The organism is Paenibacillus sp. O199, from assembly GCF_001636635.1.
In the GTDB taxonomy this organism is placed as follows: Bacteria; Bacillota; Bacilli; order Paenibacillales; family Paenibacillaceae; genus Paenibacillus; species Paenibacillus marchantiae.
Window position 1 is genome coordinate 1 of sequence record NZ_LGRP01000007.1, and the last position, 25,777, is coordinate 25,777.

Consider the following 25,777-nt stretch of genomic DNA (forward strand, 5'->3'; position numbering starts at 1 on the left):
CCCTGTGGACCCATGGCTCCCGCTGGTCCAGGTTGACCTTGAGGTCCTTGTGGACCTGGAGGGCCTCCGGCCGGACCCTGAGCTCCAGGTGGTCCTTGCACCCCTTGCTGTCCTTGAATTCCCTGTGCGCCCTGAGTACCTTGTGGTCCTGTTGGACCAGTGACCGTAGGCGTAATAATTTTCACTTTAGGCGGCGGACATTTTACCTGAACTAATTTTTTAGTCACCTTCACTTTGCAATTTTTTCTTTTAGATTTGCAGGGATATACCGTTACCTTTTTCCTCTTAGATCGCTTCTTCTCTTCTGAACTGCTCATCGTGTGGACACCTCCCTATAGACATAGTTTAACGTACGTATGTGGTTAGTTTGGTGTATGGACGAAAAACCATATTCAACTAAACTACAACCTATATTTAGGAAAAAAAGGCTATTAACGTGGTAGATTGGCCCTTTTTAAGAGGAGTAAAGCAAAAAAAAGGCTCTGATCGTGATAGTATATAGTTTTGATTTATTATGTTTTAACCAATTATGTATCTTTCTCTTATAAATTTCTTTTGTGATTTGATTCCATAATCAAGAGTCAATCCGCACAAAAAGGAAACATCCCCGCTTGGAGATGTTTCCTAACAATCTGACTGTTATATTCAGAACACTTAATATTCTTCCTATGAGTCTACGCGTACATCAGATCCATGAATCCGCGAGTGACTTCTTCACCATCCGCTTGCTCCGGTTCATCTGCCTGTGCGTGCTTCGCCATGCAGGCTTTGACTTCTTCCTCGGTGGTACAACGGTTGGCATCATCACATGTGTAGCATAATTGGAGCATGTATCTGGTTAACTCGTCCGCCTGCGTGAATTGAGCTTGTTCATTCGTTCTCATGTTCATCACTCCCATCTCTTCTTGAATTCAATATAACATCATTTGAAGGGATTTATTGTGATTTATTTCACAAAGTAATTAAAATGAAAAGAAACCCGTAGGTTCCTTTTCTTAAGACGTTTTATTCGAACGCAATTATAGTACTTTCCAACGCACACCGCCGTCTATGGTTTGCAGCAACAGTGATCTTTTGGCATCTGTATTTTCGACCAAAATCCAGCCTAGTTTCGAAGAAACCATTTGGAGCTTGACGATCTCAGGGTACTCTTTAAGAATGTTTTCTAGTACTTCACTTGTAGGAAGTGCTTTCCAAGTCTTGCCGGCATCTTTCGTGTAATAAGTCTTGCCTTTCTGCATGACCCAGCCTTCCAAGGGATTTAGAAATGTAGGAGTCAGACCGCGATTGATTCCGGTTTGTTTATTCAGACTGAACGTTGATAACTGCCAGCTCTCTCCGCCATTTGTTGTGAAAAACCCGTTGAATTTGGTGCTTTCCCCTTGAGAACAGGATATTGACATCCAGGCAGTTTGAGCTTCCCGTCCAAAAAACTGTGGCGAGCTGATGTTAAAATTACCACATCCGTTAAATTTGTTTCGGTCAAAGAATGACGGGCCCGACTTCCAATGTTGGCCACCGTCCGCTGTAACGTACAATTTCGGCGTACCGAACTCTAGAGCGGTCAAGAACCCGTGATCCGAGTCCGAGAACGTCATCCCAGTTGAATAACCCCGTGTAGGGATCTCTGCAGATGCTGGTTTACCATCTTCGTCACTCGAAGTCATCTGATTCCAGGTAATACCGCCATCTTCGGTAAGATACAATTTCTTGTCTTGCTTGCCAATGGAAGTATCCACTGTTGTCAGTATCCAGCCTTTCTCAGGAGAAACAAATGTAATGGCCGTCACTTTATCCGTCTTCGATAAGGAGGACAGACTCCAACTCGCTCCACCATTATTCGTGCGCAGCACCATCGTATCTGTTCCACCCATTCCTTCACGAACAATCCATCCATGTGTACTATCTACAAAATAAATGCTTTGTCCATATTGCGGATTAGCCGGAAACTGAACATTTTCCGAAGGTGAGATGTTGGTCCAGGTACTTCCCTGATCCTGAGTATAATACAGACGCAGGGCGTTCCGCGTCACTCCCCACGCTAATCCACCGTTACCATTAAGCAACTGGAAATCGGTTAAACGGGTCTGAATTTGATATTTGGCTGTATCCGAAGCTTGTGTACTGTTTGCGGGGGGAACAACAGTTAAGGTCTGGCCCATATTCCCGTTATCTTCTTGCTCCTGCGGCGGCTCTGCCACCGGGGTCTCTCCCGAATCGGTGCAAGCCGCCAGCAGAGCAGCTATACCGATAGACAGCAATGCTGTCTGCGCGATTTTGATCCATTGCGAACGCAAGTGGTTTCCACCTCTCTCATCCAATAAGCAGGCGCGCATGCCTGTCCATTCATGTTGTTTTTACGATTCATCTGAATCCACTGCTCCTATTCTACCACAAACGATGTCGAAAAGGTTCATCTCCACTCTCTGGAAGCAGACAGCGATCATTTTAGTGCATCTGTTTCTTGTATAAAACATAAACCAGGTTTTCGACGAAATCCTCCGTAAAAAGACATGAAATGTGAAAAAGTTTATAGACATGGCTCGCTTTTCGCACGCTTATCCCTTAATATGGATGGAAGTATACCCCAAAAAGGAGAGGATATGAAAATGGTAAACAGTGCAGCGCTCAAACCAAGTCGTGTCGTTATTGTAGGCATGGGTGCGGTGGGAACAACAACGGGATACACGCTGATGTTAAGACAGCGTTCGTCCGAGTTGGTATTTGTGGATGTGAATCATGATAAGGCTACCGGCGAAATGCTGGATATGAACCACGGTCTCCCATTTACCGGAGGCGTTAAAGTATGGGCAGGCGATTACTCCGACTGCAAAGACGCAGACATCATTATTATTACTGCAGGTGCTTCCCAAAAACCAGGAGAGACTCGCATTGATCTACTGAAGAAAAATGCAAGCATTTTCAAAGAGATCATTGAACGTATAACTGAGGTTAATTCCCATGGTATTCTTTTGATTGCAACGAACCCTGTAGATATTTTGTCCTATACTTCTTGGAAACAAAGCGGTTGGCCCGCTTCACGCGTAATTGGTTCTGGTACTTTGCTGGACAGCGCACGTTTCCGTTACCTTATTGGTAAAAACAAAGGAATTGATCCACGCAGTATTCACGCTCATATTATCGGGGAGCATGGCGATTCCGAAGTACCGGTATGGAGTCTCGCCAACGTTGCAGGAACGAATCTGGATCTGGATGAAGAAACACAACAAGATATCTTCGACCGGACCAAAAATGCAGCTTATGAGATTATTAATGCCAAAGGTGCCACTTCCTATGCAATTGCGCTCGCTTTGGACCGTATTGTGGCTGCCATTCTGGGCAATGAAGGCTCCGTACTGAACGTTTCCACATTGCTGGAAGATTACAATGGCGTATCCGATGTATATCTGGGTGTTCCATGTGTAGTTGATCGCAACGGTGTGCGCGAGATTTTGCCACTTCCTTTGAATGAGACGGAGAAAGTCGCTTTCCAAGCCTCTGCTAACAAATTGAAGGAACAGATTGCCGGACTGGAGTAAATCCAAATCCAGGCGTTTGACTAATCACGTTATTTTATAATGATTAAATAGCGTTAAGTTTGTATAACTAAAGGACCACCTGTATCTTCATTGCGAAGATGCGAGTGGTCCTTTGGTCTTATTAATAGCTTACACTGTTGTATATCGTTAAGGTCATTCTCTGGCTAGTTTATCACCCTATCACATATGGGTAAGAAAAGTAAACATTGATTTCGATTTTTAGTTTACATAATAATTATTCTGTAACAATAAAAACGGAATTATTTTGTAATTTCAGATCGCCTCTCATTTTCCATTAAAAGTATTAATAATCCACTCCATCAAAATGAAAAAAAAACTGTCGTTTTGGACAGCTTCTTTATCATTACTTTCTTCTATTATATAAGCGAAGCTTATCTTTTACATATCAGCCACAAACGCGGGAAGTTTGACATCCAGCAAGGCCATCGCTTCTTCCTTCTCGCGGCTGGTTACGTGGGTGTACACTGTGGTGGTTTGAATGGAGGAGTGACCCAACAGCTCCTGAACCGTTCGCAGATCTGCTCCGCGTCTAAGCATCATAGTCGCGAAGGAGTGACGCAGTTTATGACTGGAATAGTGCACACGCTGATTGGAGGCTGATTCCTGCTGAAAGCGTTCAAAGGTTTCGGTCGATATAAGCTGAATACTGCGAATCGATAATCGTTTCCCCTTTTGCGAGACGAATAATGCCTCTTCCTTCGCCCGCCATGGATCCAGCCGCTCCTGAAGAGCCTGGGATAACAGTCCGGCAACGGTCTCAGGCACAGGCAGTGTACGCCATTTCCGGCCCTTACCGAATACGTCCAGCGTGCGCCGTTCCGCATTATAGTCTTTGCAGTTCAAGGCATGCACCTCTCCGACCCGCAATCCCATGTATCCCATAAGCAGAAAAATAGCCAGGTTTCGTGTACGATACTTACCCTCGACCGATTGTAAAAATCGTTCCAAACCGCTTTCGTCAAGGAAGACGGGGGCACGATTTTGCTCGGTTTTGGATTTCTTGATTCCAAAAGCAGGGTTATTGGTCACCAATTCAAGCTCAATCAATGACTTATAAAAACAGTTCACCGCAGCGTGTTTCCGATTACGCGTCGAGTCACTTACCCCTCGTTCCCGAGCTCGGGACAAGAAGGATAACACATGAAGTTTTTTGACCTGTTCCAGTGACTTTCCATGAATTGAGACGAGAAATTCGGCAACATCACCTGTGTATGATTTTACCGTATGTCCCGTGTAGCCCGCATCTTTCATCCATATGTGAAAAGCTTCAAGCTCATCGGCGTATTGCTCCTGAATCTCTTCGGTCATCATCTGTGTTCGTCACCACACTTCTATTTATTAATCTACAATTACGACATCGATTAGTGGAATGATCGCTTCGGGTTGTCCCTCACTGCGGGTGAGTACAAATGAAGGTAGTGGATTTTCGTGCAGTCCATTCACTGATTCACAGATCTGAACATACAAGTCCATACGCAACGTCTCGCCTTCACCCGCAACATCAATTACAGGCCATGCTTTCTCTGCACAGGATGGCCAGTATGCCAATTCGTTTACCGGCACGATACTTAATTGTTTAATTTCAGGATGCACACGGTATATCCCCGTGGTCTGAGGTTCATCACCCAGCTTGTCTACCGAAAGTATAGTTCTCGAATGTTCATCCGGAGCCGAATATATCGAATAACACCAAGGTGTTACTCCCCAGGCAATCGCCATGAGACCTTCCTCAAGCAAGGTGTCCGAAAGGTCACCCTCACTGAATTGTTCAATCAGATTATGGTTTCCAGAACCGATCAGATTTTCTACACGTTTCGCCATACGAGGCAGATCTGCGAGAATAAAGCCACCACTGCCGTAGGAGTCAAACACATGATTATCCCGTGTCCATACCGTTTCAAGCGCTGTATTCATCTGCGAAGCTTCGGCTGGAAACAGACATATCGCAACTGTTACCACCTGAGCGTATTTCACCATGGCATGCTGCTCGGGCTCCAGCGGTCCCTCTGCGATGCGGGGTGTTTTGACATGCAGTGAAATTCGCAGCTCGTACTCCCCTTCTGCAAAGTCACCCAAATTCAATACGATCGGATGATCTATTCCTTCAATGGGAGTGAGTGAGCATGTACTGTCTGGTCGCAGGGTAACTGCATATTGTGCAAATCCCAGCTCCTCCCCATATATGATAATGGTATCTTGCCTATCGGGCGGTGTATCCATATACTGCGCAATAACCGATACCTTGCGTCCATCCTTCAAAAGGCGCTGCGGATCAATGTCCAATTGAAATTGTTTTGTGTCCTCTGGATGTGAAAGGATTAGCTTCGTCTCGGCAAGTACGGCTGAGTCAGCCAATGCAAAACCGAAATTCGAATTATGGTGATGTTGATTGGTATGTAATGGTGTGTTCATGATACATCCCCTCTCCTATGTCTGATGGCATATCACACCCCCAAATATATGTCATATTTGCCCTGACCGCAACCCCGGTTCCACTCACAAGGATAGATGTATTACTTATTAGATACCCATTTATAGCCTCATAAATTACCATTTTTTTATATTACACGAACTGCTCTCACAAAAAAAAGCCCCATACCGCGCCGCTTTGGCGATGCAGTATGAGACAATGCAGTTGACTCTATTAACGTATAGTTTCAGTGTGCAAATTAATTTACTAACCTTTCAAGATATCTCTACAATGTAGGAATCAGCTATGACAGCTATTTCCCCTTTGTTGTTTTGAACGTGTCCGATATACGCCGTGCCGGATTCAAATGACTGTGATGACGACCGTAGGCAAAGTAGATGATTAAACCAATAATTAACCAACCGAAGAACGTAATCCAGGTGAGAGCTGCAAGACGTGTCATGAGATACATACAACCAACAGCACTCAGAATAGGAATCAATGGGACGAAAGGCACGCGGAATCCCCTTTTGAGTTCCGGGTTGTTTTTTCGCAATACGATAATCCCCAGACTTACCACCGCAAAAGCAAACAGTGTTCCGATGTTGGTCAACTCCGCCAGATGGCCAAGTGAGATGAAACCCGAGAATAAAGCGACGATGATCCCAGCAACCCAAGTACCTGTAGCAGGTGTTTGGCTTTTGCCACTGACTTTGGAGAACACCGGAGACAATAGTCCGTCTCGTGACATGGAATAAAGCAAACGTGTCTGACCATACATCATTACAAGTAATACAGTGGTAATTCCCGTAATCGCTCCAAGCGAAACAATCCAGGACAATCCTTTCAACTGTACAAATTCAAAGGCAAAGGCAACCGGATCACTCACATTCAGCATGTGAAAAGGTACAATCCCTGTCAGGATCAACGATACAACGATGTAAAGCACGGTACAAATCGCAAGAGATGCAATAATACCGATTGGCAAGTCCCGTTGAGGACGTTTCACTTCTTCCGCAGCCGTAGAGACCGCATCGAACCCAATGTAAGCAAAAAATACCGTTGCCGCCCCTGCGGTTACTCCTGAAATACCAAACGGAAGGAACGGTTGCCAATTATCCGGCTGCACATAGAACACACCCACACCGATGAAGATCAGCACCACGATAATTTTAATCGCTACCATGATTCCGTTGGCACGAGCAGCCTCTTTCACCCCTCGGGTGAGCAGGAATGTAATGATTAACGTAATCACCGCTGCGGTGATATCAAAATAGGTTCCCTTTTCAGGACTAAATGCACTAGTGAGCGCATGGGGTAATTGCAACCCGAATCCAGACAATAACGTTTGAAAATATCCAGACCAGCCGCTGGCAACAGCCGCACTTGCAAATCCATACTCCAGAATAAGATCCCATCCAAGAATCCAGGCAATGACTTCGCCAAAAGCGGTATAGCTATATGTATACGCACTTCCTGAAGCAGGCACACTGGAAGCAAACTCCGAGTAACACAATGCAGCGAAGGCGCAGATAATACCTGCCAGCAGAAAAGACAGTACCAAACCGGGACCTGCATATTTTGCGGCAGCAACGCCTGTGAGTACAAATATACCCGTACCGATGATCGCACCTACCCCGAGGGTCATCAGATCCAATGGGCCAAGCACCCTCTTCAACATGTTGCTTTCATTATCTCCGGTGGCAATTGGCTTTTTTCTAAACAGTGAAGATCGATTCTGGTTTTGGTTCATACACAGTTTCCTCTCGTATTGAAAATGATGAAAGTGTCTCTTTACTTCAAATATTTTGTTTGAGTCATCTGTTCTATGAAAAAGTCCTTTGTTCTATCTTACCGATCAACTACAAAAATCTATCGATTTCTACACTTTGTCGCGTTGCTTTGTTAAATTTATTTTTGGGTGAAGGTATATTTTGTGCATTCTCGACGAAATTTATCATGATCTGTTGGACAGGGGAGAATATGAAAATCGATTTAAAAGAAAACTGCGTATAATTTATATTATGCGCAGTTTTTTAATAGCTTTTTTCTTTACCAAAACATCACAAAATGGTTGTTACATGCAACTGTGCAAATACAGTGCCTTTTCGCCTCTTTTTGCGGTTTATTCCTTGCTCCCCCTGTCCTGTTGCACGATAAACACTACGCCAAAGAGCCGCATATCCGTATGCGGCCCATCACTTGTAACGCTATTAGATCTATAAACGAGATAAGAACATCCACTCTATTCATTCAGGAAGAGAATCACTCTTTCACTCACACGGATCATCTAACTTATGAAAATACAATTCGCTCTGCATCCGACATCCGATATTGAGATAGCAGATATTCCTTGCTGTCCAGAGCCTTCCGACGAACCTCGTTCAGATCGACATGCAGCAGCTTACCTTCGCGCTTCACCGGACGACCTGCTACAAACACAGTATCCACATTGGATGGATTGGCAAATTGAACGACGGCTCCAACCGGATCATGCACCGGGAACAAGTTAAGGTCGGTGGTTCGGATCATAATCAGATCGGCTTCTTTACCTGGCGTAAGTGTGCCAACCTTCCGCTCAAGTCCCAGAGCCTTTGCCCCAGCAGAAGTTGCAAATCTCAGCACTTGACTGGATTGCAGATTAAGCTCACCAGGCATTTCACCCTGGAGCAAAAGTTGTTCATTTTCACGGGAACGTTCAGCTTGAAGTGCAAATTTCATCTGGGAGAACATATCCCCACCTGTTGATGTTACAACATCGACTCCGAGCGTTGGGGTTCCACCATTTTCAAGGAAGTACCCCGTTGCCGGATACCCATGCCCCATCATCATCTCTACTTCCGGTGTGACGGACAGTGAGGCGCCGCTATCGGCCAACATTTTATATTCATCCGTATCCATTGTATTTCCGTGTACGACGTTCAGACCCGGATTCAGCAAACCAGCCTCATATAATTTGCTTACCGAGCGGTCCACAGATCCCCAGCTTCCAAAGCCAACATGCATTGAACATATCGCATCCAGCTCTTGGGCAAGCTGAATTTCCTTCACCGTGGTATCCCAATGGCTAAACTCCGGACCTCGAATAGCAAGACCGAACGCGAGCAGCTGATCCCGTGAGGAAAAATACTGTTCCTTAACTCTTCTCACATCATTCGAATAAGTCAGCTTGCTTTCTCTGTTCCAGTAGGGCGTCTCACCTGGTACACCATAAGCGAAAACCGACCGAATACCCGCATCCCGAAGTCCGCGAATCAGTTCATCCGTGTGCTCCGGGGAATACGGCATACTCCAGTCAAGCACCGTGGTCACTCCTGCATTAAGCGCTTCCAATGAACCCAGCAAATTGGCGATATAGCTGTCTTGTGGCCGGAGTTTACTTCCCATCGCTCCATAGTAGAGATTCTGCAGATAGACCGGCAGTGACCAGTTGGTTCCCGCTGTTTTTACAAGTGACTCCCATACATGCCGGTGCGTATCTACAAGTCCAGGGAGTATGATCATCTCCGATGCATCTATCACTTCCGCTTCAATACAACTCAGATCGGGCTGGATAGCAGTAATAAGAGAATCCTCAATGAGAACGTCCGCCCGTTTATACTGACCCACTGACGAATCCATAGACAATACACAACCATTTTTCAGTAGATAACTTGTCCCCACAAGACACATCTCCAATCATTGTTTTTTGTTGGATATACGCTTGAATCCCGGATGTTAATCTCTGATGATGAAATGACTAGCTGAAATATTTTAAGTATATAACCATTATATAGAAGAGGATGGAAACATTCAATTTTGATTACAAAAAAACCTATTGAACATTTCCCGGTTGTCGAAAAGTACCGCAAATCACTCTGTGCATACGCCGTACTCTCATACACTCTACTCTTGCTGCTGATCCTTCTTCTGTTTTGCCCTAAATCTTCTAACCTTCATCAGATTACCACACATCTTGTCATCACAATACTTCTGGGTTCTGCTGCGCGTATCGTCATAGAACATCCAGCGACAATCCGCATTGTCACAGATACGAATCCTTCCCCCATCCCCTTCAACTACAGTGATGGCAAAATCGGCTGCAACCTCCGCCATGACCTGCTGCCATTGATTTCCTACAGGGATAAGTGAAAGATTCAGTCCCTCATCTCCAGCGTTCAGTCTTCTTATAACCTGACCTTCCTTCATCATGGCGTTTAGCCATTCCTGGTCTTGGTTCGATAATGCATTTCCGTCAGATAAACGAGTTGCAAGAGCCTGCAATTCATTTCTAAAGTTTCTCAAGGCTCCCTCCTCTTCCGGAGAAGCAGGTACAGGTGCAATCAGTTGCCATTGTTTGAGAAATCCTTGCTGCCATTCGGTTTTGCCAAGCCTGTCCTCTGAACGATCCCCGCCACGCCAGTCGTGGTAATCACTGTTAACAAAATCAGTCCATAGTCTATCCATACGTACCTCCGCTAAATGTAACTACCTAGATTCAAAAAGATAGTTACAAACATTCATGTTTGGGTTATATTAATTGTAACCACATTTAAGCACTTTAGCTAGTTACCATGAATTCATTTTAGGGAGGAAAAATCAATGACTACAACAGCAACAGAACTATTGCTCATTCAGAAAGATGATACCTGGGATCAATGTAACTGGATTGTGCCTTTATCCAAGGTACTCGAAGGACTGACTGCTGAACAGGCAGCCTGGGTTCCATCATCCGGTGGATTAAGCATCTGGCAGTTGGTTAACCATATGTATTACTATAATCATCGTTTGTTGAGTCGTATTCAGGGCACAACACCCTCTGGTGCACCTGCCGAAAACAATGAATCCACCTTCGGAGATCCGGGCGACCCTTCTGATACTGCTGGCTGGAGTGTACTTATGCAAAATACAACGCAATTAGCCGGACAGCTTCGTGATCAGCTCGCTTCATTAGAAGAATCCGATCTTGAAGCCCCGTACATGGATACAGATGAAAAATGGGCACATGAGCTTGCCCGCTGGGTACTCCACGATGCGTATCATGCAGGACAGATTGTATTACTACGCAGACAACAAGGAAGCTGGAATATCATATTCTAAAAAAACACTTGAACTGCTAGCGCTTACAGGAATAAGATGGACTTATTAATGTTACAGCTTGTTCAATACACAATATAATTGAATAGGATCTTCGGGGTAGGGTGAAATTCCCAACCGGCGGTGATGTTCTTCGGAACCAGCCCGCGACTCGCTGTTTGACCCGATGTAGGGATTCAGCGACTGACTTGGTGTGACTCCAAGGCCGACGGTACAGTCCGGATGAGAGAAGATCAACACATTGACATGCCGTTACCGAAAGGCTTATTTTCGTACGACATGTCAATGATTGAGCCCCCGTTTATTTGGTGTATACCAAAACGGGGGCTTTTGTCGATTTTGCCAACTGAAGATTCCGTGTTCTGACGAAGGAGTCCTGAATATGGAAAAGACACAACCTGCATCAACAGTTTACCGCAAGGAACGAAGTAATACCGGATTCTGGCTCGTCGTGCTCGGCGCCGCCCTTTGGGGTGTAGATCCACTGTTCCGTATTATTTTGCTCAAAACGATGACCTCCACGCAGATTGTACTGGTGGAACATATTATTGTCAGCCTTGTGGCGATTCCCGTGTTATGGAAGTTCCGGGCCGATTTGAAAAACCTGCGTGCTCGCCACTGGATTGCCGTGATATTTATCTCCTGGGGAGGATCTGCTCTCGCCACGGTATTGTTCACCCTGGCACTTACGCATAACGATCCCAACACCGTTTTGTTATTGCAAAAGATGCAGCCGCTATTTGCGATTGTTCTGGCTAAGCTGCTGCTGAAAGAAACATTGCCTCGCCGCTTCGGTGGACTGTTTATCATTGCACTTGCAGGAACATACCTGCTCACGTTTGGATTTACCCTTCCCCTTGGCAACTGGGACAATTGGGTTCATGCAGGTAGCCTGTTATCACTGGGTGCAGCTGCATTGTGGGGCGGTTCAACAGTTATGGGGCGGCTGATGCTGGGGCAAACCCGTTATGAAACGGTCACCTCTCTGCGCTTTGTCGTAGCCTTGCCACTGCTGATCTTTATGACGTGGAACGAAGGTGCTGCCTGGACATTCCCTTCCGCTACAGGTGAACAGGCGGCTGTAGCACTTAATATTCTGGGTCAGGCATTACTGCCAGGGTTACTGAGTCTTCTGTTATATTACAAAGGGCTCTCCTCCACCAAGGCCTCAGTCGCAACGCTCGCAGAACTGAGCTTCCCGATGGCCGGTGTACTGGTAAACTGGATTGCATTCCGTACATTAATTACATGGGAGCAACTGGTGGGCTTCATCCTCATCTGGATTGCCCTATTCGCCATCTCCAAACAGCAAGAACGATCAGCGACTCCGGCTGACGGTGCACCAAAGCTCCGTACGGATTGAATTTTATATAAAAGCAAATCAATTAAGGCACTGGACATCCTTTGAGATGTTCAGTGCCTTTTGTCTTTTCGCTATTCCGGTGGTACGATGACTTATGGAATAGTAGATTAAGTCAATTTAGAGAGGAACGATCATCATGTCTTCGTCTTCATCATTTTCGTATACATCTTACGATGCTATAGGTTTGGCTGAATTGGTTCGCGCACGGGAGATATCTCCTGTCGAATTGCTGGAAGCGGCGTATGCACGCCTGGAAGAAGTGAACCCGCAGCTCAATGCAGTCATTCGTACATATGAAACACGTGCACGTCAGGAAGCGAGTATAGTTCGCCCGGGAGAGCAGCCCTTTGCCGGCGTGCCCTTGTTATTGAAAGATATCTCTCAATCCCTGGAAGGTGAAATTCTCACCTCGGGTTCTCGTCTTCTCAGTGAGCATCGGGCACAGCGGAATTCTAATTTCGTTTCCCGTCTGCGCGATGCAGGCTTCATTATCATCGGACATACCAATACACCGGAATTTGGCCTGAAAAATATTACTGAGCCCCGTCTTCACGGTCCAAGTCGAAATCCATGGAATACAAATCACTCGCCAGGCGGTTCAAGTGGAGGTGCCGCTGCCGCGGTAGCCTCGGGAATTGTACCCCTTGCGGGAGCCAGTGACGGTGGCGGGTCCATCCGAATCCCTGCTTCATTCAGCGGCTTGTTCGGACTAAAACCTACACGTGGGCGGACACCTGTTGGACCAGGAGTTGGTCGTCAGTGGCAGGGTGCTTCGATTGATTTTGCCTTGTCCCGCTCCGTTCGCGACAGTGCTGCTTTGCTGGATACCCTGCAAGTGATTCAACCCGAAGCTGCGTTTCATGCTCCCCTCTTTCCAGGCAGCTACTTGGCTGATATGAATTATCCTCATCAACGCAAACTGAAAATTGCGTATACTACGGATTCGCCTGTGGGGACACCTGTCAGCGCGGAAGCCAAAGAATCTGTATACAAGCTCGTCCGCTGGCTGGAAGAACAAGGTCATGAGGTTGAAGAAAAGCTGAGTCCGGTTAATGGAGTCAAATTGATGGAGAACTATTACATGATGAACAGCGGCGAAATGGCGGCGATGATCTCTTCGATGGAACGTTCTATGGGCAGAGCATTAACCTCTGCTGATATGGAGATCGAGTCCTGGGTGCTGGCTGAAGCAGGCAAAAAAGTATCCGCTGCCGAATTCGTACATAGTCTGGCCGAATGGGATGTTGCCGCAGCTCAGATGTCCACATTGTTTGAACGCTATGATTTTTATGTCACACCTGTCAATGCTTTTCCGGCACCCAAAATCGGCGAATTGACACCTCATGATGAACAAATTCAGCATCTGATGCGTATTAGCGATTTGGACAAGATCCAGCAGCAGCAGTTGATTTATGAGATGTTTGAACCAAGTCTTACCTACACTCCGTTCACTCAGCTCGCGAATCTGACGGGTCAACCCGCCATGAGTGTTCCTGTGCATCTGACTCCTGAAGGCCTGCCCATGGGTGTACAGATTATGGCAACGAAAGGCCGTGAAGACTGGTTGCTTCATCTGGCTGGTCAGCTGGAAATATCCGAACTATGGGTCGGCATGAAGGGTAATCCACTGTTTCCAGCATAAACGCTGAATACAACCTGTATCATTTTCAATGTGAGACTTATGTTTTCCAATGTGCATGAAAGCCATGTCAGCTCCGCATACTGAAAGCAAAAACAGCGGAGGAATGTAACGAATGAATATGAATACAACGCAACGCCATAAACAGTCTGTTCGTATCCCGGCCAAAACCGGTTATGCCGTCAAGGTAAATAAAGGTTCATTAATTCGGGTGACCGATTTGGAGGGGCAGCAGGTCGTTGATTTTGTTGCATATGATGCTCAAAATGCCAATAATCGACTAGACCCAGGTGTAACGATGGACGTACTGCGGTCCTACCGGATCAAACCAGGACAGTCTGTGTATTCCAATCAATATCAGCCGTTGCTTAAGATCGTTCGTGACACGGTTGGTGTTCATGATTTCTTCAACTCTGCCTGTCGTCCGGAAATGTATGAAGTATTATATGACAAAAAGGATCATGCCAGCTGCTATCATAACCTAAATCAGGCTCTTGAACCGTTCGGGATCTTGCCGCCGGATCAGCATTATCCATTTAATTTGTTTATGAAATCGGTCGTAGATGATCTGGGCAAGATTGATGTCGTAGCTCCAGATTCGCGCGCCGGTGATTATGTGGAGATGGAGGCATTGATTGATTTGGTTATCGGTCTGTCAGCTTGTCCTTGTGAAGAAAGCTCATGCAATGGATATCATTGTACAGCCATTCAGCTGGATGTAGAGTCCTTATCAGATTAAGCGACGCACAGCTTGTTCTAATTTGCTCCAGACGGGAATACGATGACTTGTACCCATATGTGTGTGTCTTACCGGTACAATTCGTCGAACCCGTTAAGGAGTGAACGCGTATATGTCTGTACTGTTTAGTTATATTATTCTGGGAATCTCACTATCCGCTCCAATTGGTCCGATTAATGCCGCTCAGTTGGATCGCGGAGCCCGCCACGGATTTATGCATGCCTGGATTCTGGGACTGGGAGCCATGTTTGCCGATTTGGTGTACATGCTTCTGATCTACTTTGGAGTTGCCCATTTTCTGGACACGCCTTTCATGCGCTCTTTTCTTTGGTCTTTTGGCAGTTTTATTCTGGTGTATACCGGTGTGGAAACACTTTCCAAGTTGAAAGACGGTATCCAGACCTCTTCTACAGCAGAAGCAAGAGTGGGAAAATCTTTTGTCTCTGGCTTTCTCATGGCCCTGTCCAATCCCCTGAATATTTTATTCTGGCTCGGCATTTACGGCTCTATTCTTGCTACAACCGTGAAGCATACCGACACCGCTCATCTGCTACTATACAGTTCTGGTATTTTCATAGGAATCCTTGTCTGGGATGTCATCATGGCTGGCATGGCTAGTCGATTTCATAAACGCAGCAACGAAACCGTTTTGCGCTGGATCTCCATTATCTCAGGGATCTGTCTGATCGGATTTGGCCTGTACTTCGGTTTTGAAGCAGTACGATCTATCTTTTTCTGACATAAAAACTACACTGGACAGTCACCCAACGCCATCCGCATTAATACGTTAACGGTATCATGTGGAATGGAGTTGGGGAATCCATGGCAGAGCTGTACAGTGCCGATGAAATAAATGCATCATTCAAAGGTCTGCCCGAATGGCAGCAGGACGCTTATTCAAAATTTGCCAATATGATTGCAGATGAGGGTAATACGTATCCTTGTGTACCCGGACGTATGGGTTTTCTCTCCGGACATTTGAGATACGGATTCACAAGGGATCCGCGAACCCAAGCTTCTGCTGAAGACATGGCGGAATTACTTAGTCAATATGGGCCTGTTTCTCGGGAAACGGGACATTACGCTTCTTTGGTTGTCATTTGCGAGACACCGGATGATTTGAGAAACAACACAACAGTGGAGCAGTATCAGTCCTTGTTCTGGGAGATGCTTAACCGGGTAAGTTCACTCGATACTGCCTCCTGGCCTGAACATATTTCGACTGATCCGCATGAAGCCACATGGGAATTTTGCTTTGGCGGGGAGCCTTACTTTTGTTTCTGTGCCACTCCCGCGCACGAACTTAGAGCCAGTAGACACTTCCCTTATCTTATGTTTGCTTTTCAACCAAGGTGGGTGTTTGAATCCATTAATGACAACACACCTCTTGGCCGGAAAATGAAAACCTTGATTCGCAAGCGCTTGGCAGCCTATGATGCCGTTCCTGCTCATCCTTCGCTCATGTGGTATGGGGAGCAGGATAATCTGGAATGGAAACAATATTTCCTGCCCGATGACGAGCAGACCCCTTCCAAATGTCCTTTTTTGCGCATGAAGCAAGCCATTAGCAAATTGACGAAATAGCTGATACGAGACACCCATTCAGGGCTTTGATGGTTCAGTAGATGGCGAAGGTTGCGGTTTTCGTACTTTGTTTACAATGTAAGTAATCAAGGCTATCAATACAACAAGACCTATACTTGCCAGCAGACCTCTTCTGCTGGCTTTTTCCATAGCCGTGCCAGCTACTGCTGCAAGTATAAGGACCATGGCGATCCACACTTTGATGCGATTCCAACTTGTTGGCTTCATTTTTTTGATATACGTGATGCAAATCAGAAGCCAGGTATACATTAATACCAAGCTGCCTGCGGTTGTTACATATTCGAATAGGCTCTTAGGCATCCATAATGCCAGGAGAGTAGAAAGGATTAATCCAGCCGCTGTGCATCCTAATGCATATAGGGGCATGTTCTTTTTTCCCCAAGTCTTCGTAAACATCTTCGGTGCATCTCCGTCTTCACCCAGTTTAACCAACATGGACGTAATCGCATAGATTGAAGCGACCATCGTGGAGAACCCGGCGATTATCAAAATTCCATTGAGAATATGAACCACGACCGTAAATCCAATCGATGACATCGCTTTGACGAGAGGACTCTCGTCTGGTGTTAATTTAGCAGCAGGAACCAGAAGAAGGATTAAGGCAATTGCCACAACATACAGCGTACTGACGGTTAATAACATCACTCTGCCTGATTTCACTGCATCCTTAGGTTCTTTCAGCTTGGCTGCCATTAAACCCATGACCTCAATCCCGGCAAAGGCAAAAAAGGCATAAATAAACCCGGTCCACACGCCTTTTATTTTGTGAGGGAACCATTCATTCGTTATTTTCTGCGGCGTAATCTTCACATCTAACCAGCCCAGACAAGCCGCTGCTGCAATCGCGATAAAAGCAACCGTTGCAGCTAACTTGATTACTGCGAGTACATTTTCTGTTTGAGTTAACCCTTTGGCTCCCAATGCGGCGATGAACAATCCAATACATGCGTATACTGCCACAAACACCCACAAAGGAAACTTGGGAAACCAAAATTGAGAGAATAATCCGAGAGCCGTTAATGAACTGCCCATGATCAGCATTTCGGAAGACCAATACATCCATCCGCTTCCGAAACCGGCCCATGGGCCGAACGCTTCACCGGCATATGTTCGAAAAGCCCCTTCTTTCGGATCTTCTGCCGTCATCTGAGCTAATGCTCCAAATACAAAATAGGTCCCCGCAGCAGCCAGCACCAAAAGTACAAGCACGGATAAACCGGACCAATGAATAGCCAGACTTGTTCCGAGGAAAAATCCGGTTCCCAGCGTACACCCCGCTCCAAATAAGGAAAGACTAATCCAGCTCAGTTTCTCTTCTTCTTTTTGATGCACATGGCTTTTCATATGTATCCTCCTTCATGCGTACCCCATTACGGTTTACATATGATGGAGGTTTTATGTCATTAAGGTAAAAAGAAATAAAACTGACTTGAATAAGTTTACATAATAATTTTTACGTTAACTGTACCTATTTCTTTCCTAACAACTGTTGAAGCTCATCCAGTTCTATCTTGGCTTCCGGTTGGAAGTCCTCACTTTTTACATATTGTGCAAGGCTGTAGAGTAACTGGCGCCCTTCTGTCTGTTTAATCAATTTATCATAATGTAGTGCTCCAACCAGCAGCTTGCCTTTTCCAACTTGGCATTCAAACAGCAGCCCCAGCTTATGATTACGTTCAAAATTATCGATGGTTTGAACGAAAGGTTGAACATTCTCTGCGACCTTATCCAAAATAATAGACCGTGAATTCATAACGATATGCCACCAAGGATAAGTGGAATGGGTCTCACTTGGAAAGTGCTTCAATGCAGGGTGTGAGTTATTGATTAGAAGGCCTAGTGTGCCGACGGGAACTTGCTTGTTCATGCTTTCCGAAATGGATCGGAACATCGGATAACACCAGAAATCAGTACAATATGTGCCTTCGACTGAACTGTCGTTATCTTCGAGTGTTGGGAGCAGCAGCACGCTCTCACCTTTTTCAAGTAAGGCAATTACTTCTTCGGACAATTCCTTATAAATATAGTCATGTTCAATAGCTGTCACATCATGATCAGGGTATACCCATAGGTCATATTGTTTCCGAATATCGGTACCTGGAATATGCAGGGATAGAGTGATTGGCGTCATCTTTTTCACATCAGGCAGCTTGAACTTTATTTGGCTAATCTCAAACCAAGTTTCTCCAGAGACAAAAGAAATCTCGTCTTTTCCTTGTACAATCCGCTGATCCAAATCACGCATTTCCCACTCCACAGTCTGACCCCTCAATGAATCTGTTCGGTAGTACCTTAATTGAATATAGGCATTGAAATCTTCACCCGAATTGTAGTTATATTTCTCGAATCGGGCCAGAAGTACTGCATCGGAGCAATACGTCCTCCACTCCTCAGGAGTAACCAGCCCTTTCGAATCCATGAAGGCATCCAAAATACCTACCAGTGCAGTCCCCTGTCCACTAAAGTCCTGAAGATCGAGCAATTGAAATCCTGCCAGATGATTGGATCGAAATGCCGCCTCAAGCTCCTCCTTATAGCAGGCTACTGCAAGTTTGCCAGAGCTTTTGAAAAAGGGTTCAGCCAGATGTCCCATTCCTTTGGATTGCAATCGTTCCCGAAACACCTCGAAGTTTTTTGCCTTCAGCGATCCGGTATACTTCTCGATCTCTTCATAATTGGGATACATGGCATATTGTCCAATCTCATGGGAGATGACGGGTAGATGTGGAATGAGTTGTTGTTCAACAGAAGCGGCTTTCACGATCTTGGCCTCCGTGCCATATTGAATTTGAATTTCCGATTCTTCTGCTTGAATTCCCTCATTCTCCGAAACTGTCCTATCTGGCAAGATCATGTCGTCGTAATCCTTCAGGGTACCAGGCACGTCGGTTTGAACATGACCCAACGGTGCATCACACATGGCATAAGAGCCGCGGAAAAGTCTATCTTTGGAAAAACGTACGCCACAGTAAAAATCTTCTTCCTCTAGAATCAGCGGAGTGAACTGAAAATTGTTTGAACCCTGGGTGTACAGAGGGCGTGGATCAAATGCTCTATACGCTTTGATAATGGCATTCAGTCTTTCTTTACTGCCCCAAAGTTCATTACCGAGTGACATCATTACAAAAGAAGGATGATTCCCAAACGCCTTGAGCATGGCAAAGCCTTCACGAATAAGATAGTCCTGTTCAGCCTGATTATGCTGTGGGTCAAGTTCATCCGTGATTGTTCCCCAGAATGGCAACTCAGGCTCCATATAGATACCAAGCATATCTGCAGCGGTGAACGCTGCTTCAGGTGGACAACAGGTATGGAAACGATAATGATTTATACCATATGATTTGGAAATACTCAGGATTTGCAGCCATTCATCCACATCGGTTGGCGCGTAACCTGTAAGCGGGAAGATTAGACCATCATGTTTTCCACGAAGAAAGGTCTTTCGACCGTTGATGGTAAAAGCATCTCCATTAGCTTCAAAATCTCGCAGTCCTGTTATGATTTCAGTTGTATCCAGCACATCGCCATGTTCACCCATCAGAGTAAGGGTCAGCACATACAGATGTGGGTCAGAGTCACTCCAGAGAAATGCGTCGTCTCCCATATTGTAGAGCACATTAACTTCATCCTGGTTACATAGATAGGTTTGCTCATTCACCACATGATTTCTGTCTGATGCTATATATCCATGAGTCTCTTTTAAGAGCGGCTTGAAGGTTTGCGCAGTAACGGACAATACAGTACCTGGTATCGATGTGGACAATGTACTTGTGATTCTGAATGTTCGCTCTGTAGCATTGGGATAGATCTGTACCTCACCCAAGTGCACATCGTGGTAAAAATGAAGCTCCAGCTTCCCGGTAATTCCGTTCCAGTTGGTCTGAGTATCGATGGATGTAAGATGTCCGCCTTTCGTCGGATATTCCGTATTATCGACCCGGATAGTGAGGGTGTGTTCTCCCTCCGATAGCCCTTCCGGCAAGATATACACATGGGGGGTGTTAAGACTATCCTGCGCTCCAACTTCTTCACCATCGACCCATAACTTGGTTATGCGCGTGCGTTCCAGATACAAACTGCATTTCTTGCCAGCAAGCGTTGAAGGTATATCAATCTCCCTTTTCAGCCACACCCATCCTTCATATGCATATACATCAGTCAAAGACCCGATGTGAGCTACATCATTCTTTCTTCCTTTGCGTGCATGAGAAGTCGTGTTCGGCAGCGTTATGGTATCGTCAAATGGGCCTTGAGCGCCTTGTTTATGTTCATCCAGTTGAAGCTCCCAGCTTCCCTGCAAGTTCATTTTGGTTAACATGATCTTAGCTCCTCTATACTTTATGTATACAATCTATTCTTCTGTTTACGTATTTCTATTATATAACTGTAATCTTAGTCCACCCATATAATAAAATTTATGCTGAGTATAACAATATGGAAATAATCCAAAGGTTATCGCTGACAAGTTCGTCTCTATAATGACTTAGAAATTCAAAAAAAAGTCGCCTAAAAGGCGACTAGTGCTACTTATTTGAGTAGTCAATTCTCATACGCTGTTAGATCTGACAGTCCCGGCATGTTTACTTGGTTGTATAGGCCTCTGATTCCTCATACAAATCCGCTGGCAAGGCCTGTATGAAAGGCGACCAATCGCCCGCCATGTACAGATGAAGGCGATGCATAGCGCGCGTACAAGCCGTATAAAGAAGTTTGCGTTCATTGTCGCGGCTATAAGCTCCAGACGAAGCATCATAGACCAAGACTGCATCGAACTCAACACCTTTGGCAAGGTACACAGGAATGACCATTACACCTTTTTCAAAGTTGAACGTTTCCTTCGTAACGAGCTGCAACACTTCGCCTCCTTGAATCTGTAACGATTCATGGGCCTTGTGGCTTTCGGCGGCGGTCTTCGTAATAATAGCGATGGAATCAAAGCCCTCAGCTCTTAGTGACGCGATATCTGCCACCATTTGTGCATCCAGCTGCTCTCTGTCGTTGCTTCTCGTCAGCAGGGGCTTTAGGCCTTTTCTTTCAAAGGGTACAATTTCATCTCCGTCTGGAAGCATCGCTCTTGTAAATTCAACGATCTCCTTCGTTGAGCGATAACTGCGTACTAGGGAGAAAAGACTTGTTTCGGCTTCACCGTAGAGACGGACTAATGGTGAATCAGCTGCGGCCAAATTAGTAGCCTGCGTGAAGATCGCTTGCCCGAAATCGCCGAGCACGGTCATACGGGCTCGAGGAAACAGCTTTTTGAGATATTCATATTGAAATGTTGAATAATCCTGACCCTCGTCAACGAAGACATACTTAATTTCCGTGTTTGTCCGGACACCTTCAATCATTTCTTTTACATACAAATAGGGCGTCGCATCCTCATGGAACAACTCGCTCCGGATCAGGCTTTCCTTGGTTTGACTGCATATCTCAGGCCATAGCGAGGGGATAAACGTAGCATTCGTTTTCTCCCGATAAGTGGCTTCGTCAACAAACAATTCGCCATATATGCCTTTGATATCAACAAACGAGAATTTCTTGATACCTTTTCTTAGTGGGCTAAACCGTTCTTTCACGATCTTGCGGCCGAGCAGTTCCTCCTCCTTCTGGGCAAAGTCAAAATCACCTTCATCTTCTCGACGCTTCTTGCTTATTTTCTCACGAATTTGGGCGTACTGTTCCGCGATATCAAATACTTCCTTATCTTTATGCAGTACTTCGAAGATATCCGCATACTGATCGTTGTCGAGATAATTCAATTCTTCCTGTACCCATGATTCTTCACGTTCCATACGTTCCAGAGAAGCCAGCTCTTTCAGCAGCCACTCCTGCAAGAGTACAACGCGATTTAGCAAGGGCAGGGAACGATCATAACCGTAAAATTTGTCTCTCATTTGCTCCGCAGTAATCAAATCACGATTTCGAAACCGAATGCTGTTGAATCGCATGCCTTCCTGCCCCAACCAGTTTCCATAGTTCTGCAAGGCCTGCAAAAAAGCATCAGAAGCTTTATATTCGATTCCCTGAAGCCGCGCCTCATAACCTGGAGCTTCATGCGCGGTCAGTACATATTCAATCTGATCAAAGACATCCTCCGGACGCAACGAAGAGCCGAGCCAATAGTCGAGAAATTGTTGAAAAGTAGTCTGCTGCATATTATCTTCACCGAGCTCCGGAAGGACAGTGGAAATATAACTGCCAAACATCGGATTCGGTGAGAAAAGGACGATCTGATCAGCACTGATCGTCTGGCGGTGTTTGTACAATAAGTACGCCACTCGCTGCAAGGCTGCCGAAGTTTTACCGCTACCGGCTGCTCCTTGTACGATAAGCATTCGGCTTGTGTCATTACGGATAATGGCGTTTTGTTCCTTCTGAATGGTTGCCACGATGCTTTTCATTTGTGAATCCGCACCTTTGCCGAGCACTTGCTGCAATAATTGGTCTCCAATCGTTTCATTTGCATCAAACATGTTGTTGATTTCTCCGTTATGGATCTGAAATTGCCGTTTGAGCTCTATTGTGCCATCGATTCTTCCGATCGGCGTCACATAGGACGCTACACCGGGGGAAGAATCGTAGTACATGCTCGCGATCGGTGTACGCCAATCATAGATCAGAAAGCTCAATCCATCTTGGTCGACAAAAGAAGATACGCCGATATAGATCTGATCGGTGTAGGCCAGACCTTTCTCCTGAAAGTCGATGCGGCCAAAATAAGGGGACGGGAGCAAACGTTTCATGTTATTCCATTGCTGCGTCAACCGCATGTGACCACGTTCCCGCTCGGCCAATACCGCGGACTGCTGGTTAATGGTGTAGAAAGTCTCTTCGAAATCTTCGTGGGTGCTAGTGTTGATCGTAACTTCTTCCCAAAAGCGCTTGCGAATTTCCGTAGCCTGGTCATGCATTCCGGCAACCTTTGGCTCCAATTCTGCGATTTTGGCCTGCAGTTTGTTCCTTACAGACTCCAGCCGTTCCTGTTCCAGCTGCCAATCTTTTGTTTGCATCTCTCTAACCACTCCTTTTCCTATTTTTGGATGAAAAAGAGCATTGACAAATCAAAATTCCAGATGTAAAATTAAAGTAGGGATAAAAATAAGTACATACTTTAATTTTGTTTGTCAATGGCGCTAACGATTATATCATAGCGTTATTTTTCGTTCAATTCTTTTTTTCGTTTGCCAAAAGATGGCCTTTGAATTTATCAGGGGGTCATCTTTTTTCGTGTGTATTGGGTCTCCCTCTCCCTCTTTCCCTAACCGGACAAATGAAAGCACATAATGACAGGTTCTTGAATCAGTCTTCATCTATTATAAGAATCAAGGAGTGGTTAACCGTATGAACTGGATCGAATCATTACAGCTAGCTATTGCATATATGGAAGAACATTTACTCGAAAATATGACAATGGAGCAAATTGCAGCACAAGCTCATATTTCTCCCTTTCATTTTCAACGTACGTTTGCCTTATTAACTGATGTTACCGTAGCCGAATATATCAGACGAAGACGATTAACATTGGCAGCCAATGAACTGATACAGAGTGATCACAAAATCATTGATCTGGCGCTCAAGTATGGCTATGACACTCCTGAATCTTTCTCCAAAGCTTTTCGGAGGCAGCACGGAATTGCCCCCAGTGAAGCGCGTAAGAAGAGTACTTCTATCAAATCGTATAATCGTTTGGTTATTCAATTAAGTCTAAAAGGAGCAGAACCGATGAATCACAGAATTGTTGAACAAGCTGCGTTTACATTAGTAGGGATAAAGCAGGCTTTCTCTTATATTGATGGGGAAAACTTACGAGGCATAGCCAAAATGTGGCAGGATGCGTATACGAGTGGTACAGAAGATCGTTTATTTGATTTGAATAATGGTGTAATTCAAGGATTGTTAGGCGTCTGTGTGGATCAGAACGAGATTCAGGAGAAGCAGATGGAATACTGGATTGCTACGTCGTATGATGGTGAAGTACCTGAAGGATTATCATCCTTTACAATTCCAGCTTCCAAATGGAGTGTCTTTGAAGTCGAAGGTCCGATGCCGGAGAGTATGCAGCGTTTATGGAAGCAGATTATTTCTGAATGGTTCCCTTCCAACCCTTACAAGCATGCGGGTATACCTGAACTTGAAGTATATCCAGGACCTCACCAGCCGCCTCAAATCTGGATACCGATAAAATAAAGAGAATTATAGTATCCGTTCTTGTCCTCCATTCGGACAAGAACGGTATCCACCTCCATTGAACACTTCACTTCATTTTAACGATGACCTTTCCTTTGGCACTTCCACCTTCAAGATACTGAAATGCTTGCCCGACATCCTTGAAATTATAAACCTTATCAATCACCGGTTTAATGAGACCTTCCTCCAAGTAACCCTTTATTCGCTCTAATTGCAACCCGCTTGGTTTCATAAACAGAAAATGATATCTTGCCTGGTTTTTCTTCTCAAGAGTTGTAATCCTATGGCTCACCATCGATAGCAGTGTGGTCTTTAACCAGCCTAAGTTGGCTTCTCGCCCGAATCTCGCGTTCGGCAAACCGGAAATAGATACTATTTTCCCATTCGGCTTAAGTACTTGGAAGGATTTTTCCAGCACCTCGCCTCCTATCGTGTCATACACCGCGTCATATCCCGACAGCATTTCTTCAAAATTTTCTTTACAATAATTGATAATACGATCGGCACCAAGGGATTGGACCAATGCGTAACCTCTATCGCTGGCAGTAGTGGCAACATAAGCTCCCATTAATTTGGCCAACTGGATGGCGAACGTGCCAACCCCTCCTGATCCTGCGTGAATCAATATTTTTTGGCCTTTCTGAAGGTTCAAAATATCGTAAAAGGCTTGATATGTCGTAAGACCGACCAGTGGTATGGATGCTGCTTCTTCAAAGTTTAAGTTTTGGGGCTTCAGCGCGATGTCTTCTTCATGGACAGCAATGTATTCAGCCAAAGTTCCAATTCTGTCTTTACGAGGTCTTCCATATACCTCATCTCCAGGTTTATAAGCGTTTACCTGTTTACCCACCTTGACCACAACACCGGAAAAATCATTTCCAAGGATCAATGGCATCTTGTAATTCAGCAGGAGCTTTACCTTGCCCTCTTTTATTTTAAAATCAATCGGATTTAAGCTTGCTGCATGGATTTCCACCAAGACATCATGATCTCCGATTTGAGGAATAGGCATTTCTTTCTGTATCAAGGGAACATTCTTCCCGTATTTCTCAATTACCATGGCTTGCATTTAAATCACTCCATTACGTTTAAGAGTTTAAACATATGAACATATTATATCTAACACGTTAACAAATCAAGCATAATATCGTGATATCCAGACTGGAAGCTGGGATAAGGCTTACCTCTCTTCCAGTCT

At 45.2% G+C, this 25,777-nt stretch carries 19 protein-coding genes, 1 pseudogene and 1 riboswitch; of the genes and pseudogenes, 8 read left to right on the top strand and 12 right to left on the bottom strand.

The window, feature by feature from the left end:
* The 3 genes and pseudogenes from A6049_RS12460 to A6049_RS12470 form a co-directional block, all read right to left on the bottom strand.
* Positions 1–317: pseudogene (locus A6049_RS12460) on the bottom strand (collagen-like protein); the annotation flags it as partial.
* 357 nt (positions 318–674) lie between these two features.
* Entirely contained in the window at positions 675–884 is a 210-nt protein-coding gene (locus A6049_RS12465) for a hypothetical protein (RefSeq protein ID WP_063564961.1), read from the bottom strand.
* A gap of 135 nt (positions 885–1,019) precedes the next feature.
* Positions 1,020–2,297, bottom strand: coding sequence for a VPS10 domain-containing protein (locus A6049_RS12470; RefSeq protein ID WP_063564962.1), 1,278 nt, complete (start codon positions 2,295–2,297; stop codon positions 1,020–1,022).
* Between the two features lie 312 nt (positions 2,298–2,609).
* Between A6049_RS12470 and A6049_RS12475 the strand changes: the two genes are divergently transcribed.
* Positions 2,610–3,539: an L-lactate dehydrogenase gene (locus A6049_RS12475; protein WP_063564963.1), complete on the top strand. Its 930-nt coding sequence runs from the start codon at positions 2,610–2,612 to the stop codon at positions 3,537–3,539.
* Between the two features lie 399 nt (positions 3,540–3,938).
* On the opposite strand, the gene A6049_RS12480 is transcribed toward A6049_RS12475, so the two are convergent.
* The 5 genes from A6049_RS12480 to A6049_RS12500 all read right to left on the bottom strand — a co-directional run bounded on the left by A6049_RS12480 (position 3,939) and on the right by A6049_RS12500 (position 10,416).
* A complete protein-coding gene (locus A6049_RS12480) occupies positions 3,939–4,871 on the bottom strand; it encodes a tyrosine-type recombinase/integrase (RefSeq protein WP_063564964.1) in 933 nt (310 codons plus the stop codon).
* 27 nt (positions 4,872–4,898) lie between these two features.
* The gene (locus tag A6049_RS12485) at positions 4,899–5,972 is read right to left on the bottom strand and encodes a hypothetical protein (RefSeq protein ID WP_063564965.1); all 1,074 of its coding nucleotides are present in this window, start codon (positions 5,970–5,972) and stop codon (positions 4,899–4,901) included.
* A 311-nt stretch (positions 5,973–6,283) separates the two neighbouring features.
* Positions 6,284–7,723: a branched-chain amino acid transporter BcaP gene (bcaP, locus tag A6049_RS12490; protein ID WP_063564966.1), complete on the bottom strand. Its 1,440-nt coding sequence runs from the start codon at positions 7,721–7,723 to the stop codon at positions 6,284–6,286.
* 542 nt (positions 7,724–8,265) lie between these two features.
* Entirely contained in the window at positions 8,266–9,633 is a 1,368-nt protein-coding gene (locus tag A6049_RS12495) for an amidohydrolase family protein (RefSeq protein ID WP_275078629.1), read from the bottom strand.
* Positions 9,634–9,855: 222 nt separating this feature from the next.
* Entirely contained in the window at positions 9,856–10,416 is a 561-nt protein-coding gene (locus tag A6049_RS12500) for a CGNR zinc finger domain-containing protein (protein WP_063564968.1), read from the bottom strand.
* Between the two features lie 135 nt (positions 10,417–10,551).
* On the opposite strand from A6049_RS12500, the gene A6049_RS12505 reads away from it, so the two are divergent.
* From A6049_RS12505 to A6049_RS12530, 6 genes are all read left to right on the top strand, one after another.
* Positions 10,552–11,049: a DinB family protein gene (locus tag A6049_RS12505; protein ID WP_063564969.1), complete on the top strand. Its 498-nt coding sequence runs from the start codon at positions 10,552–10,554 to the stop codon at positions 11,047–11,049.
* An 83-nt stretch (positions 11,050–11,132) separates the two neighbouring features.
* Positions 11,133–11,284, top strand: a riboswitch (FMN riboswitch).
* 144 nt (positions 11,285–11,428) lie between these two features.
* Positions 11,429–12,409: a DMT family transporter gene (locus A6049_RS12510; protein ID WP_063564970.1), complete on the top strand. Its 981-nt coding sequence runs from the start codon at positions 11,429–11,431 to the stop codon at positions 12,407–12,409.
* Between the two features lie 136 nt (positions 12,410–12,545).
* Positions 12,546–14,051 carry an amidase gene (locus A6049_RS12515; RefSeq protein WP_063564971.1) on the top strand — a complete coding sequence of 502 codons (1,506 nt, stop codon included), beginning with the start codon at positions 12,546–12,548 and terminating at the stop codon, positions 14,049–14,051.
* Positions 14,052–14,163: 112 nt separating this feature from the next.
* Positions 14,164–14,787: a DUF1989 domain-containing protein gene (locus tag A6049_RS12520; RefSeq protein WP_240321381.1), complete on the top strand. Its 624-nt coding sequence runs from the start codon at positions 14,164–14,166 to the stop codon at positions 14,785–14,787.
* 112 nt (positions 14,788–14,899) lie between these two features.
* Positions 14,900–15,526, top strand: a complete 627-nt coding sequence (locus A6049_RS12525; RefSeq protein WP_063564972.1) for a LysE family transporter — start codon at positions 14,900–14,902, stop codon at positions 15,524–15,526.
* Positions 15,527–15,609: 83 nt separating this feature from the next.
* Positions 15,610–16,371, top strand: a complete 762-nt coding sequence (locus A6049_RS12530) for a YqcI/YcgG family protein (RefSeq protein WP_063564973.1) — start codon at positions 15,610–15,612, stop codon at positions 16,369–16,371.
* Between the two features lie 18 nt (positions 16,372–16,389).
* Here A6049_RS12530 and A6049_RS12535 read toward each other — a convergent pair whose 3' ends face one another.
* The 3 genes from A6049_RS12535 to helD all read right to left on the bottom strand — a co-directional run bounded on the left by A6049_RS12535 (position 16,390) and on the right by helD (position 23,402).
* A complete protein-coding gene (locus tag A6049_RS12535) occupies positions 16,390–17,736 on the bottom strand; it encodes an amino acid permease (RefSeq protein WP_063564974.1) in 1,347 nt (448 codons plus the stop codon).
* A 124-nt stretch (positions 17,737–17,860) separates the two neighbouring features.
* Positions 17,861–20,710 (bottom strand): glycoside hydrolase family 2 TIM barrel-domain containing protein, encoded by a 2,850-nt coding sequence (locus tag A6049_RS12540; protein ID WP_063564975.1) that lies wholly within the window; start codon positions 20,708–20,710, stop codon positions 17,861–17,863.
* A gap of 262 nt (positions 20,711–20,972) precedes the next feature.
* On the bottom strand, positions 20,973–23,402 hold the full coding sequence (gene helD, locus A6049_RS12545; protein WP_063564976.1) for an RNA polymerase recycling motor HelD: 2,430 nt from the start codon (positions 23,400–23,402) through the stop codon (positions 20,973–20,975).
* Positions 23,403–23,733: 331 nt separating this feature from the next.
* Between helD and A6049_RS12550 the strand changes: the two genes are divergently transcribed.
* On the top strand, positions 23,734–24,579 hold the full coding sequence (locus A6049_RS12550; RefSeq protein ID WP_063564977.1) for an AraC family transcriptional regulator: 846 nt from the start codon (positions 23,734–23,736) through the stop codon (positions 24,577–24,579).
* Between the two features lie 67 nt (positions 24,580–24,646).
* Here the strand turns inward: A6049_RS12550 and A6049_RS12555 are convergent, their stop codons facing one another.
* The gene (locus A6049_RS12555) at positions 24,647–25,648 is read right to left on the bottom strand and encodes an NADP-dependent oxidoreductase (protein ID WP_063564978.1); all 1,002 of its coding nucleotides are present in this window, start codon (positions 25,646–25,648) and stop codon (positions 24,647–24,649) included.
* Between the last annotated feature and the right edge of the window lie 129 nt (positions 25,649–25,777).

What these genes read in the sequence shown, in the direction of transcription:
- helD (WP_063564976.1), bottom strand. Translation starts at nt 23,402, where the DNA reads ATGCAAACAAAAGATTGGCAGCTGGAACAGGAACGGCTGGAGTCTGTA.
- A6049_RS12515 (WP_063564971.1), top strand. Translation starts at nt 12,546, where the DNA reads ATGTCTTCGTCTTCATCATTTTCGTATACATCTTACGATGCTATAGGT.
- A6049_RS12465 (WP_063564961.1), bottom strand. Translation starts at nt 884, where the DNA reads ATGAGAACGAATGAACAAGCTCAATTCACGCAGGCGGACGAGTTAACC.
- A6049_RS12525 (WP_063564972.1), top strand. Translation starts at nt 14,900, where the DNA reads ATGTCTGTACTGTTTAGTTATATTATTCTGGGAATCTCACTATCCGCT.
- A6049_RS12505 (WP_063564969.1), top strand. Translation starts at nt 10,552, where the DNA reads ATGACTACAACAGCAACAGAACTATTGCTCATTCAGAAAGATGATACC.
- A6049_RS12485 (WP_063564965.1), bottom strand. Translation starts at nt 5,972, where the DNA reads ATGAACACACCATTACATACCAATCAACATCACCATAATTCGAATTTC.
- A6049_RS12475 (WP_063564963.1), top strand. Translation starts at nt 2,610, where the DNA reads ATGGTAAACAGTGCAGCGCTCAAACCAAGTCGTGTCGTTATTGTAGGC.
- A6049_RS12535 (WP_063564974.1), bottom strand. Translation starts at nt 17,736, where the DNA reads ATGAAAAGCCATGTGCATCAAAAAGAAGAAGAGAAACTGAGCTGGATT.
- A6049_RS12555 (WP_063564978.1), bottom strand. Translation starts at nt 25,648, where the DNA reads ATGCAAGCCATGGTAATTGAGAAATACGGGAAGAATGTTCCCTTGATA.
- bcaP (WP_063564966.1), bottom strand. Translation starts at nt 7,723, where the DNA reads ATGAACCAAAACCAGAATCGATCTTCACTGTTTAGAAAAAAGCCAATT.
- A6049_RS12500 (WP_063564968.1), bottom strand. Translation starts at nt 10,416, where the DNA reads ATGGATAGACTATGGACTGATTTTGTTAACAGTGATTACCACGACTGG.
- A6049_RS12510 (WP_063564970.1), top strand. Translation starts at nt 11,429, where the DNA reads ATGGAAAAGACACAACCTGCATCAACAGTTTACCGCAAGGAACGAAGT.
- A6049_RS12480 (WP_063564964.1), bottom strand. Translation starts at nt 4,871, where the DNA reads ATGATGACCGAAGAGATTCAGGAGCAATACGCCGATGAGCTTGAAGCT.
- A6049_RS12540 (WP_063564975.1), bottom strand. Translation starts at nt 20,710, where the DNA reads ATGTTAACCAAAATGAACTTGCAGGGAAGCTGGGAGCTTCAACTGGAT.
- A6049_RS12550 (WP_063564977.1), top strand. Translation starts at nt 23,734, where the DNA reads ATGAACTGGATCGAATCATTACAGCTAGCTATTGCATATATGGAAGAA.
- A6049_RS12530 (WP_063564973.1), top strand. Translation starts at nt 15,610, where the DNA reads ATGGCAGAGCTGTACAGTGCCGATGAAATAAATGCATCATTCAAAGGT.
- A6049_RS12520 (WP_240321381.1), top strand. Translation starts at nt 14,164, where the DNA reads ATGAATATGAATACAACGCAACGCCATAAACAGTCTGTTCGTATCCCG.